Annotated in this window: 13 protein-coding genes; 11 read left to right on the forward strand and 2 right to left on the reverse strand. The window is 35.3% G+C overall.

The features are described 5' to 3' along the window. Positions 1-26 precede the first annotated feature (26 nt). On the forward strand, positions 27-740 hold the full coding sequence (locus SB689_RS21065; RefSeq protein WP_410694053.1) for a hypothetical protein: 714 nt from the start codon (positions 27-29) through the stop codon (positions 738-740). Between the two features lie 264 nt (positions 741-1,004). Here SB689_RS21065 and SB689_RS21070 read toward each other — a convergent pair whose 3' ends face one another. After that, the gene (locus SB689_RS21070) at positions 1,005-1,844 is read right to left on the reverse strand and encodes a hypothetical protein (RefSeq protein ID WP_410694054.1); all 840 of its coding nucleotides are present in this window, start codon (positions 1,842-1,844) and stop codon (positions 1,005-1,007) included. Positions 1,845-2,067: 223 nt separating this feature from the next. Continuing rightward, on the reverse strand, positions 2,068-2,970 hold the full coding sequence (locus SB689_RS21075) for an NmrA family NAD(P)-binding protein (protein WP_410694055.1): 903 nt from the start codon (positions 2,968-2,970) through the stop codon (positions 2,068-2,070). A 50-nt stretch (positions 2,971-3,020) separates the two neighbouring features. Between SB689_RS21075 and SB689_RS21080 the strand changes: the two genes are divergently transcribed. The 10 genes from SB689_RS21080 to SB689_RS21125 all read left to right on the forward strand — a co-directional run bounded on the left by SB689_RS21080 (position 3,021) and on the right by SB689_RS21125 (position 11,743). Continuing rightward, positions 3,021-3,413 carry a winged helix-turn-helix transcriptional regulator gene (locus SB689_RS21080; protein WP_410694056.1) on the forward strand — a complete coding sequence of 131 codons (393 nt, stop codon included), beginning with the start codon at positions 3,021-3,023 and terminating at the stop codon, positions 3,411-3,413. 446 nt (positions 3,414-3,859) lie between these two features. Further along, positions 3,860-4,438, forward strand: a complete 579-nt coding sequence (locus SB689_RS21085; protein WP_410694057.1) for a Crp/Fnr family transcriptional regulator — start codon at positions 3,860-3,862, stop codon at positions 4,436-4,438. 114 nt (positions 4,439-4,552) lie between these two features. Then, positions 4,553-5,410 (forward strand): SDR family oxidoreductase, encoded by an 858-nt coding sequence (locus SB689_RS21090; RefSeq protein WP_410694058.1) that lies wholly within the window; start codon positions 4,553-4,555, stop codon positions 5,408-5,410. 213 nt (positions 5,411-5,623) lie between these two features. Next, positions 5,624-6,622 carry a VOC family protein gene (locus tag SB689_RS21095; protein WP_410694059.1) on the forward strand — a complete coding sequence of 333 codons (999 nt, stop codon included), beginning with the start codon at positions 5,624-5,626 and terminating at the stop codon, positions 6,620-6,622. Positions 6,623-6,679: 57 nt separating this feature from the next. Continuing rightward, a complete protein-coding gene (locus SB689_RS21100; protein ID WP_410694060.1) occupies positions 6,680-7,123 on the forward strand; it encodes a nuclear transport factor 2 family protein in 444 nt (147 codons plus the stop codon). 61 nt (positions 7,124-7,184) lie between these two features. Beyond that, complete coding sequence (locus SB689_RS21105) at positions 7,185-7,820, forward strand: nitroreductase family protein (RefSeq protein ID WP_410694061.1); 636 nt, start codon at positions 7,185-7,187, stop codon at positions 7,818-7,820. Positions 7,821-7,885: 65 nt separating this feature from the next. Continuing rightward, a complete protein-coding gene (locus SB689_RS21110; RefSeq protein ID WP_410694062.1) occupies positions 7,886-8,767 on the forward strand; it encodes an AraC family transcriptional regulator in 882 nt (293 codons plus the stop codon). Positions 8,768-8,827: 60 nt separating this feature from the next. Then, the gene (locus SB689_RS21115) at positions 8,828-9,634 is read left to right on the forward strand and encodes an inositol monophosphatase family protein (protein WP_410694063.1); all 807 of its coding nucleotides are present in this window, start codon (positions 8,828-8,830) and stop codon (positions 9,632-9,634) included. Between the two features lies 1 nt (position 9,635). Further along, positions 9,636-10,262 carry an NAD(P)-dependent oxidoreductase gene (locus SB689_RS21120; RefSeq protein WP_410694064.1) on the forward strand — a complete coding sequence of 209 codons (627 nt, stop codon included), beginning with the start codon at positions 9,636-9,638 and terminating at the stop codon, positions 10,260-10,262. 230 nt (positions 10,263-10,492) lie between these two features. Continuing rightward, a complete protein-coding gene (locus SB689_RS21125; RefSeq protein ID WP_410694065.1) occupies positions 10,493-11,743 on the forward strand; it encodes a hypothetical protein in 1,251 nt (416 codons plus the stop codon). The last annotated feature ends 160 nt before the right edge of the window (positions 11,744-11,903 follow it).

Here is an 11,903-nt window from a genome sequence, read left to right on the forward strand (position 1 = left end):
TAATAAAAACAAAAAAATCAACAACTATGAAAAACAAATTTCTACTACTTTTCTCATTCGCTGTGTTCGGAATATCTTCTGCGCAGGTGGGAGTGGGAAATTCAAATCCTGCTGTAAACCTTGATGCAAGATCAGCCACGGGAAATTCTGCCATTGCCTTCGGAAATACCAACCAAACAGCCGTAGCAGCGGGAGCCGGAGCGATGAAATATGATAATACAACAAAGCAAATGTTTTACAGTGACGGTACAACTTGGGTGTCTATGGCGGCAAACCAAACAACAACATCTTTTGTTCCAAGAGTGGTTGCTTCCGGAAGAGCGGGTACGACACAACCTGCAGTGGCAAACAATGTATATAATAAATGGGCTTTTTCTCAGGTTTTTACGAATGATGGAAACTGGAATCCTTCTACCAATACATATACTGTGGCTGTAGGGAAAGATGGATTTTATCAATTTGCTTTAGCGGGAGGTATTTCCTGTAATAAAGGTGCTAATCAATCAAATTGGTCTATTACCATAAATAACGGTGCACAAGATTGGGTACTTGCTTCCGTAACTAATTTTGGAATAGGATTTTCTTCATATAGAGGAGGTTCGGTAGCAATATTTTTAAATGCGGGTTCTACCATAAGTTTTGGTTCGAAACATTGTCAAGGATGTAATCCTGGTGCTGATGAATCTTACACTATTGCACAAGGTGCAACTTTTACAATCACAAGCTTAGGTTCAAATTAATAAAATCATAATGAAATTTCCCCTCACTTTTCATTATAATTAAAAATGCAAATGTCTATATAAAATTATTAGGAGACTTCCCATATGTCTGCTTAATTCTTTAATTTTAATTAGGTTATGGTAAAGTCTGTTCATATGAGCAGACTTTTTTTAATTTGCAGTTCGATACTATTATAAAAATCAGTTAATTTTATTTTTGACTTCTAATTTCAAAAATAACTGCTATTTATGATCCAAAAGTTATGTCGTCAATGGTATAGTTTATTATTCAACCTTTTCGAGCTCAAGAATTGTTTTACTTCCGTCAATATTTTTGTATTCAAGTCTTACAAAACCAAAGACAGGATTAAAATAAGAAAGTAGTTCTGTTTCTCCGATTCTGCTTTTAGCTTTGGCATTAATTATAAAGCATTCTAAATTTCCAAGTTTGGTCGATATGTTTTTCTTTCCTACAATTTCGTATTCATACATATTTTCAATAGAGCCTTTCCACTCCAGCCATCTTTTGTCCGACCAATGATCTCCAATCTCCAACTTCCAATTCCATTTTGTTCCTATTTTGTATGGTGCTTTTATGTAGGGAAATGGGTTTAATTCTAAAATTTCGAAAAAACTTCCTCTCGGAGGATGAATCCATACATTCATTTCGTTCTCAACAGCACCTGTCGTTTCCATAGTAAAGGGTTCTCCATTCTTCATTATGTACTCATAACTGATGGCTGTTTGATTATACCCCGGAATATTTGCAAATGGGTTTCCTGAACTAGCTTGTAATAATAGCTTATCAATTGTTAAATTGTCTTGTTTTTGAATATCGACAAACTCCCAATCTGAGATCGTGTAGCCTTCAGGCTGTAAAATCTCTTTTCCTTTTTTTATTAAAAATTTTTCATCTTTCTTATTTTGATAGTAATAAGAGTAAGTGAATTTTCTACCAACTGAATATATGATATTGTTGGAATTTACATTTTCGTCATATGTTTTGGTTTGTTCTATTTTCTCGCCTGTAATACCATCTTCATCAATGATGTATTTGTCGGGGTTAGCCTGAGAAAGGTATAAGGCAGGAAACAGTAAAAGAGAAAAGTATTGGATAGCTTTCATATTGTATATTTGGATTTTTAAGGTTATTGGTATTAACCAAATGTAAGAATTTCTATAAAAGAGTTGGAAGATAAATTGTTAAAAGTTGATTTGATCTGCGGATTTTCTAATAATATAAAACCGCATATCGCTTTGAAAGTCTATGCGGTTTCACATTAAATATTATTTAAATTTACCTGATTAATCTTTATTTGTTTAAAAAATTTTTGAAATCTTATCTGATTTAATTAGCTGCAGCCTGTAGTTCTTTGATTTTATCTACACCTTCAGCATCCAGCCATTCATCAAAACCTGTCAGCTTCGGCATCCACGATGAAATCAACTCGTAGTCGATAGGGTCATAACCTTCTTTGGCAATCATCTCGACCAATTTTGCAAAAGTTTCACTTTGCTGATACAGTATTTCAACTGGAACCTGTATGAATTCGATTTTTTGATTCAATTTGTCTTCCAGTAATTTTAAAACCTGTTTCGGGGTAAACATTTCACCTCCGAAATCAATTATTTTTCCATTAAAAGCGTTGTGGTTCTGAAATATAATACGGGCAAAAGTTCCAATATCTTTTGTGGCAACCCACGATATGGCGGTTTCCTCAGGTAACGGATTAACAAATTTTCCTTCACCTAATCCAAAACTTGGTAATATGAGATTTTCCATAAAGGATGCAGGTCTTATGACGGTACCTTGCAATTGGCTTTCAAGCAGGTATTTTTCTATGGTAAATTTAAATTTTGGACGGAACAAATCCTGTTTGTCCGAAGCCATAACTGAAGAATACAACACAAACTTAACGCCTTGTTCTTCTGCTAATTTCAGAGTTTGTATACCTAACGCAGCTTCGGCTTCATCCGTTTCTATACTTGAGACCCACACACCGGGCAATACAAGATACAAACCATCCATTTTACTCAATGTATCTCTTAAAACCTCCACATCTTCCAGATCACCTTTTACCAGTTGAGCTCCTGCTTGCTTCAGTTGCTCTGCTTCCGGCGACATCGGATTTCTTGTAAGTGCAAACACTTCAAAGCCGTTTTTTAATAATTCATACGCTGTGGCGCTACCTTGTTTTCCTGTAGCACCAGCTACCAATATTTTTTTCATTTTTAAAATTCTTTTGAGCAAATTTACTTTCTCTGTTTAGTATATTTGTATTTGATAACCTTTAGGAAAGTATGATGGAAAAGAAGATAAAACATTGTATAGAAAATGAACAGATACTTAAACAAAGATTTATAGCGCTACGCGATACCTTGGATCTTTTAAGCGGAAAATGGCGTTTTTCTATCCTCTTGGATCTGCATTATTACGAAAAACTGAGATTTAAAGATTTTTTTGAAGTTTTGAAAGATATTTCTCCTAAAGTTTTAAGTTCTGAACTTTCATTACTGGAAGCACACCGATTAATAAGAAAGAATATTGAATATACACCTACTCAAGATATTACCTATTATGTCCTTACAGAGCACGCCCAGGAAATCTGGACGGTTCTGAATACCTTGATTGATTTTGGTTTGTCTAACCGCCAGCAGGTTATGAAATCTCTTTATCCAGATAAAGTTGATTAAGTTTTAATAAAATTGTAAAGTACTTTATCACATTTTCCTCATAGATCGGTTCGGCTGCCGAAGTATGGAGGCGAAAATAACCGAAATGATTTAAAAGCTCTGGAAAAAGATCCGAAATTTGAACATGTGTTGTAAATTTGGATACGCAAATTTTATAATGTGTCGAGGTGTACATCATTCATGTTTTTTCAATGAATGCAACATATTTTATTAAGACAATTATATACTTGAAAGTAACGAATCAAAAACTATAACATCCCTTATTTTATCATCTAGTTTATTTCTCTGCAATAGGTGCCAAGTTTACTATATTAAAGCATATTATAATATTTTGAATGTATTAAATGCTGTTTAATGTAAAAGATTCGTTAGTTGTCTGAACATTTAGTTTTAAAGCTACTTTATTCTTTTTAAATTTCTAAATTTGTTCTATAACTATGAAATAGATGTTCGAAATTTTCCAAAAGTATCTCACAGACAAAATTGAGCTTTCCAACGACCAATTAGAATTAATAAGATCGGTCAGTAAAGAGAAAAAACTTCGCAAAAAACAATTTCTTTCGCAGGAAGGCGAGGTCTGGCATTACAATGCTTTCATCTGTCGGGGATTGGTGAAAACTTTCTCCATTGCTGAGAATGGTACAGAACATATTATCAATTTTGCGCCCGATAATTATTGGACAGGCGACCGTGAAAGCCTTATCAACGGAACAGTTTCACGTTTAAATATTGATGCCATAGAACCTACCGAATTGATTTTGATTGAAAAAACAGATTTTGAAAAATTGTGCGCAGATATTCCACAGCTTAATCAGTTGGTGAATCAGCTTATTCAGAAAAGTTTTATTGTTTCGCAAGGAAGAATCCTGGCCAATATCAGCTTTACAGCAGAAGAAAAGTATGAGAATTTCCTTGCTAAATACCCTCACATCGTCAACAGAATTCCCCAGCATATGATTGCTTCCTATATCGGCATTACGCCGGAAACGCTTACCAGACTGCGTAGAAATAAGGTGAAGAAATAATCTTAATTCATTTCATTGACATTTGTTTGGAGTTTTTTCAAGCTTTTATCAATGGAAGATGAGGTCCTGTTGTGTCAATTTTGTCTTATTAAATAACAATCAAAATTTAAAAAGATGAACAAGACAATTTTTATTACAGGAACAAGCACAGGATTTGGAAAATTAACAGCAACTACACTTGCTAAAGCGGGTTATACGGTCATTGCAGGAATGCGTGGCGTGACAGGTAAAAATGAAGCCGCTGCCAAAGAACTGAAAGCATTACCCAATATCTACGTCATTGAAATTGATGTCACAGACGACCGATCTGTAAATAATGCTTTTGCAGAAACATTAGAGAAATTTGGAAAAATAGATGTTTTGGTCAACAATGCTGCCGTCTCCGGTTTTGGATTATTAGAAGCATACAGTCTGGACAAAATACGTCAGATGTTTGAGGTTAATTTTTATGGCGTTATCCGAACGTATCAGGCTGTTTTACCATCAATGCGTGAGCAGAAAAGTGGTTTAATCATCAATATTAGTTCAGGTGCAAGTGCACATACATCGCCATTTATGATTCCATATTTTGCGTCAAAATTTGGTGTTGAAAGTATAACGGAAGGTCTGCAGGATGAACTTAAACAGTTTAATATCGATAATGTTTCCATACAACCCGGAGTTTATCCGACTGAGATGAACACAGGCCAAAAAGCCGGAGTTAATGCAGATAAACCTGAAATTGCAAGTATTTATGATCCGGTTGCGACAGAGCAATTCAATGCCATAGGTTCTGCCTTATTCGGTAAGATGAAAGAGTTCAATATGGATCCACAAACTATTGCCGACGGAATTCTGGAATTGATACAGATGAAGCAAGGTTCCCGTCCTTTACGTTTTCCGCTGGACGCTGTTGCTCAAGGAACTGATCTCGAATTTATCAATGCAAGAGCTGAACTCAAAGCTAAATGGTTAGCAAAATATAATGATTAATTACTTTTCGAAAAAATTAAAAAGGGTTGAAGGATTTATGCTTCAACCCTTTTTTGTAGGTATTTTTTGTTGAAATTAAAAGGAAATAGTTTTTAATAAAATTTCAGTTTTATTGACATTTGTTTGTTTTTTTTTCAAGCTTTTGTCAATGGAAGAACACGGTCAAATGGTAGAAATTTGCTTTATCAAATAACAACAAAAAAATTAAATAAGATGAGCAATTTAAAAAAACAAATCAAAGCAACTGCAGTCGCCAGTGCATTATTAGTATCAGCTTCAGTTTCTGATCTTGGCGCACAAGAGAAATCAAAAATCCTTGGTGTGGATCATGTTGGAATCAATGTTCCAGATATGAATCAGGCAGTTAATTTCTTTACAGATATATTAGGCTTTTCTGCAGTCACTACATTAGGTCCAATTCCTTTAGACGATGTTTGGAAAAAGAACAATCACATGCAGTCCGGAACTGGCGCAGTAACGATCAAAATGGTAAAAGCAGGAACTGGTGCCAATATAGAATTATTCCAATATCAGGATAATAAAGGCAGCAAACAATTTCCTGGCGGAGACGATCTTGGTGCAAACCACATCGCTTTTTATACAGATGACATCAAGCAAAGTGTAACATTTTTAAAAAGTAAAGGCGTAAAATTTTTGGGTGAACCATTTCTAATGCCGTCAGGCGATACAGAAGGCGAAACCTGGGTTTATTTCTTAACACCTTGGGGTGCAAAAATGGAACTGGTTTCTTATCCCAACGGTAAAGGTTATGAAAAGAATAAACCTGCTGCAATTCTATGGTCTCCGAAAGATTTTAATTCATCAAAATCAAAAATTAGTTCAAAAACTTTATCCGAGGCAGAAATTCGTTCATTAGTTGAAACACATCTTGCCATCTGGAATGAAAGTGATCTGAAGAAACGTGAAGCTTTGATGAAAAAAGTTTATGCAGATGATATCGAAATGGTAGACAGTCATTTTATCGCAAAAGGCTTTAAAGAGATCAACGGTTTTGTGGAAGATCTGCAGAAAAAAGCGCCTGGTTCAAAATTCACTCACATCAAAACGATTGATGTCAATCACAATATTGCACGTCTTTTTTGGCAAAACGGAACATCAGAAAAGCCTGATGCAGTGACCGGAATGGATCTTTTTGTATTCGAGAACGGAAAAGCGGTTAAACTCTATGTTTTCGTGGACAGCAAAAAATAATCTTTGAAATTAAAATCAATATAATCTACTTAATAATAACATTTAAAATTATCAATTATGAAATCTTCAATCATCAACCCAAACTCAAAAAATGAAACATTGATCCGTGAATTGTACAGAATTGCTGAAATCCAAGATACAAAAGGATTTGTTGATCTGTTCGCAGAAGATGGTTATTTCTGGGATGTCTCTGCGGGAACCAAATATTACGGTGAAGACATCGGTAAAACAGTAGATGTTTACGCCACTGCATTTCCAGATATGCACAGAGAATTATATGATCTGTATGTTTTGGAAGATGAGAATACAGTAGTTGTAGAATTATCTCTGAACGGAACACATAAAGGTCCGTTACAATTACCATCAGGACCTATTGAAGCTACGGGAAAAACGATACAAGTTCCTTGTTGTGATGTCTTCAAAATCGAAAACGGCAAGATCAAATCATTCCATTGTTACACTGGAGCAACGATTATGTTTGGGCAGCTGGGAATCTTTTAATAAAACATATTTCAAGGTGATTGAATTTTTTTTCACCTTGATTTTAAAAACCTTATCAAAAATGGAAAATATAATAGACCTTTTGAACTGGCGCTATGCTACTAAAAGAATGACAGGAGAAAAGGTTGCAGAAGTAAAAATCAATATCATTCTGGAAGCTGCACATTTGGCACCTTCAGGAATTGGTTTACAGCCGTATGAGATTATCGTCATCAGTGATTCTGAAATAAAAAAACAGATTCTTCCAATTGCTATGGATCAATTTGCAATTACCGAATCATCACATCTTTTGGTTTTCGCCGTTTGGGATGAATATACTAAGGAAAGGATTGACCACGTTTTTGATCATCTCATTTTAAAACGACATTCTGAATCTGCACCTTATGAAAGACAAAGACATTTTGCTAAACAATTCTTCGGAAATATGAGCATTGAAGAGAATTTCCATCACGCTGCAAAACAGGCCAACATCGCTTTAGGTTTAGCCATTGTGGCTGCCGCATCACAGGCAATAGATACAACGCCAATGGAAGGTTTTGACCCTGTAGCTCTTGATGAGCTTCTTGACTTAAGTTCCAAAGGACTAAGAAGTTCGATGCTTTTGGCAGTAGGCTATCGAGACAAAGAAAATGACTGGAATTTTAAAAATGAAAAAGTACGCAAACCAATGGAAGAATTTGTGACTTTTTATAAATAGCAAATCACTAAAATTTTCTATTATCCATTTTGCAATTAGTCAAGATATTTCTACATTTATCAATCTTGAAAAATGAAAAACATATAATCCAACACTTTGAACTTTCGCCGCAGGCAAAGGCAGGAATTGTGATTGTAAATATGGAAGATCAGGAAGTTGAAGAACACGATGTTTCTAAACCGCACCGGGATAATCACTGTCAATTGATGGTAGCGGTAAAAGGTGAATTTAGGTTAAATATTGATTTTGAAATCATTGAGTTTACTGCTCCGGCATTAATTTGTGTATTTCCTGAAGCCGTACATTATGTGTCAGAAGTAAAAGATCAAAAAGGATGGTTAATCAGTTTTGATCCTTCGCTCATCAATAAAGAAGTGCTGCAGCTTTTAGAAAATAAATTCAATAATCCGTTTTTACTTCATCAGGAATCCGTTTTTTTTCAGCAAATCATTATCTTGTTTGATTTAATGGAGAAAGTACAACTACGAGATACAAATTCGTACATTCAAAAAAGTGTTAATTCTTTACTAAATGCACTTTTAAGTCTTATTGCTGGAGAATTGGTTGCCAATTTGCCCGCTGAAAAAGGGAAAGAAAACCGCAGTATTACTATTAAGGAAAACTTCATCAAACTTAGCAAAGAACATTTCAAAGTCTGGAAACAGCCCGCAAAATATGCCTCGGCACTTTCTATCTCAGTTTCTCACTTAAACGACACCGTAAAATCATTAACAGGAAGTCCGGTTTCGGCTCATATTCAGGAAGCGTCAATTATGGAAGCCAAAAGATTGCTTTATTTTACAGAACAAACTGTTAAAGAAATTGCTTACGAAGTGGGTTACAATGAGCCTGTATATTTTGGAAAATTGTTTAAAAAAATTACAAAACTTACACCTCTTGAATTTCGGAAGAAATTCCGTGATCAGGACTATCCTTCCCCTCATTAAAACTATCATTAAGGGCAATCCTGTGAGTAGATTTGCATTGTAATTAATACAATAATTAAAATGCAAAACGAAATTAATATTCCTGCCATACTCGATGCTGTAAGAAAAGTGGGGGATGCCTTTCTAAAAGATTATAAACAAAATCCTATACCGCAAAGTATGGATGAGCTTTTAAGACAATTGGAAGACATCGATACCTTGTGTCTGACTTCTTTAAAAGAAGATTTATCTCTTGAATTTCCAAATACTCCTTGGAATATTGGTGACGAGTTCGATACCGAATCACAAAGAAATCCCGCCGGACAACACGAATATTGGCTGTGTGATGCAATGGATGGCGCCATACAATATCTTCAGCATATTGCGGGTTGGACGATCAATTTAGCCCTTATACGTGATGGAAAACCTTTATTTTCTGTTATTTATGATCCGTTGGCTGATGAAATGTTTTGGGCAAAACATGGTGAAGGTGCTTTTATGAATGATAAAGAATTAAAAATAAGTCATAAAACAGATCCGGCCGTTATGCTTTCGGTTTTTGAGTATGGACATCAGGACAAATCCAACAATCATTTGAATGGAAAGATTGGATCCACGGTAACAAAACTGCTGGATAATTTTGGAGTTGTTAGAAATTATGGACCACACGGACTGCAATTGGCTTATGTAGCTGCAGGAAGGATTGATCTGTTTATTCAGGAAGATCTCGATACCTATAATTGGATTGCAGGATTGCTTATCGCTAAAGAAGCTGGAGCTGAAATTTTAACAACCGATGGAAAATCCTGGAAATGGGGAAGTGAAAACCTCTTGGTAGCACAAAAAACGGCTGCTGAAAAATATCTCTCAATTAAATCTAAAATTTAAAATGAATATAGCAATTATAGGAGCCGGAGCTGGAATTGGATTGGAATCTGTAAATCAAGCGCTCGAAAAAGGTCATACGGTAACAGCATTATCTACAAACACAAATCATATTACAGATCATCACAATCTCATTAAAATAAATGGAAGTGCAACCTCATCAATTGATTTGAAAAAAGCAATTAAAAATTCTGAGGCGGTTTTGATAACTGTAGGAACAAAAAATAAAAAAGCAACAACCCTTTTTTCAGACATTGCTAGAACGCTCATTAATGTGACTGATGAACTTAATTCTTCTCCACCAATTTTGGTTATTACAGGTTTCGGGGCGGGAGAAAGTAAAAATTATTTAAGTTTTTTTATGCGAACGGTTATATCATTATTCTTAAAAGATCAATACATCAATAAAACAGAAATGGAAGAATTGATCACTAAAAGTAGTTTGAAATGGGAGATCATAAGACCCGGAATGCTTACCAACGGAAGTGCAACCTCATTTTACAAAGTATTATCCGAACTTAAAAAAGGGATGAAAGTGGGAAAGATATCAAGAGCCGACGTGGCGAAATTCTTAATTGATGAAGCTGAAAATCAAAGATTTATTCATCAATATGTAGCGCTAACAAATTAATCTAAAAAATAGTGACAGAATTATATCCGTCACTATTTTTTTATTAAAGCCCCACTTTTAACATCTTGTTCGGATGGTATCTTGAAGACTGATCACTTTTGGTGAAATCTCCAAAGTAGTGCTGGAATCATAAATTTAATAGATAATTAACGCTTACGTGATTTAAATAAAAAGAGAATCCGATAGTTTCGCAAGCAATTTAAAAACTATTAAAACACATTAAATTAATCATGATTCAAAGACAAAAATTCATTGGATGGATGCTTATGCTTGCAGTAACAGGCATCGGATGCCAGAATGATGAAATTTCTTCAACTTCAATGAAAGAAGAGCTTTCTTCAAAACTCAACGCCAATAAAGCGGCTACGGATGTAAGTGTCAATGCTTATGTGGATACAAGTACCTACATCAATTCTGGCTTTAGTTTTCTGAACCCATCTCAGATCGATAAAAACCGTCAGGCTATAGGCGGAAATGCTTACACCGAGGTATACGGGTTTAATATCCCTGAAGAAAACAGAGTAAGAGGAATCCGTTGGAATACCGATGATGAAACTACATCGATTTGGAGACCCCAAGGGATTGCAGGATTTACCAAAGATGGTGTTCGTTATCTTTTGGTGAGCTGGTATGCAAAAGATGATGCGGAGTATAAAGGCTCCCGCATTACACTGATTGATATTAGTCCGAGTTCTCCTACTTATCTTACGTACCGTCATATTCTGTTGGTGCAGCCTGATATTCCGACAACTACAACAACCTATTCACAATATGGCTCTTACGCTCCATTGAATGTACATGCCGGTGGGATTGCCTATTTTAAAGGTAAAATATATCTAAGCAGCACTAATTTGGGTGTTCGGGTATTTGATTTGAATAAAATAATTGAAGTGACTACAGGTGAAACGACCAATGAGAAATGTGGTAAAGATGCCAACGGTAATTTATTCGCCTTCAATTATCGATATATATTGCCTCAGATAGGGTATCAAAAAATTAACAATGCTAATCCTTTTTCCACTATACAAGTCAATGATGAAGGGACTCAGTTTTGGACAGGACAATATTATGCAGGCAGTGCTGATGCTTCCATTGTTCCTCAGGTATTTGGTTTTCCTGTTGACGTGAATGGAACACTTCAAAATACTGGAATTGTCGCGGTGACCCCAAAGAATAGTCTTTTCACGGATAATCACGCTCATGGAATACAAGGGGTATTCCGAAAAGGGAACAGAACTTGGCTTTCGTGTACCGGATCTCCAAGCAATTCTTATGGCTCCAATGCAAGATTAGCCCGTTATACCGATGGAGCCGATGATACTGTACGTTACCGATGGCCATACGGATCCGAATCCCTTTACTATGAATCTCAATATGGTTATCTGTGGAGTTTGACGGAATTTGAACCCAATGCCGGAGCACAGAACGGAAGTCAGGTCAACCGATGCATATTTGCGGTTGATTTTTCTAAATATGAATAACAGAAATGCATATTAAAGATTAAGAAATGAAAAAGAGGCTGTCTCAAAAAACAGTCTCTTTTATTTTTTAACAAAGACATACCCTTTATAACCCCGAAATTTTCACCATGGAAGAATTTGTCAATTACATACTGCAATTCGTCAACCTGAATAACTAACG

The sequence above is a fragment of the Chryseobacterium sp. SIMBA_038 genome (assembly GCF_046535115.1).
In the GTDB taxonomy this organism is placed as follows: domain Bacteria; phylum Bacteroidota; class Bacteroidia; order Flavobacteriales; family Weeksellaceae; genus Chryseobacterium.

Coding starts and splice junctions, on each gene's coding strand:
- SB689_RS21105 (WP_410694061.1), top strand. CDS start 7,185: ATGGAAAATATAATAGACCTTTTGAACTGGCGCTATGCTACTAAAAGA.
- SB689_RS21070 (WP_410694054.1), bottom strand. CDS start 1,844: ATGAAAGCTATCCAATACTTTTCTCTTTTACTGTTTCCTGCCTTATAC.
- SB689_RS21115 (WP_410694063.1), top strand. CDS start 8,828: ATGCAAAACGAAATTAATATTCCTGCCATACTCGATGCTGTAAGAAAA.
- SB689_RS21095 (WP_410694059.1), top strand. CDS start 5,624: ATGAGCAATTTAAAAAAACAAATCAAAGCAACTGCAGTCGCCAGTGCA.
- SB689_RS21090 (WP_410694058.1), top strand. CDS start 4,553: ATGAACAAGACAATTTTTATTACAGGAACAAGCACAGGATTTGGAAAA.
- SB689_RS21125 (WP_410694065.1), top strand. CDS start 10,493: ATGATTCAAAGACAAAAATTCATTGGATGGATGCTTATGCTTGCAGTA.
- SB689_RS21100 (WP_410694060.1), top strand. CDS start 6,680: ATGAAATCTTCAATCATCAACCCAAACTCAAAAAATGAAACATTGATC.
- SB689_RS21065 (WP_410694053.1), top strand. CDS start 27: ATGAAAAACAAATTTCTACTACTTTTCTCATTCGCTGTGTTCGGAATA.
- SB689_RS21080 (WP_410694056.1), top strand. CDS start 3,021: ATGATGGAAAAGAAGATAAAACATTGTATAGAAAATGAACAGATACTT.
- SB689_RS21120 (WP_410694064.1), top strand. CDS start 9,636: ATGAATATAGCAATTATAGGAGCCGGAGCTGGAATTGGATTGGAATCT.
- SB689_RS21085 (WP_410694057.1), top strand. CDS start 3,860: ATGTTCGAAATTTTCCAAAAGTATCTCACAGACAAAATTGAGCTTTCC.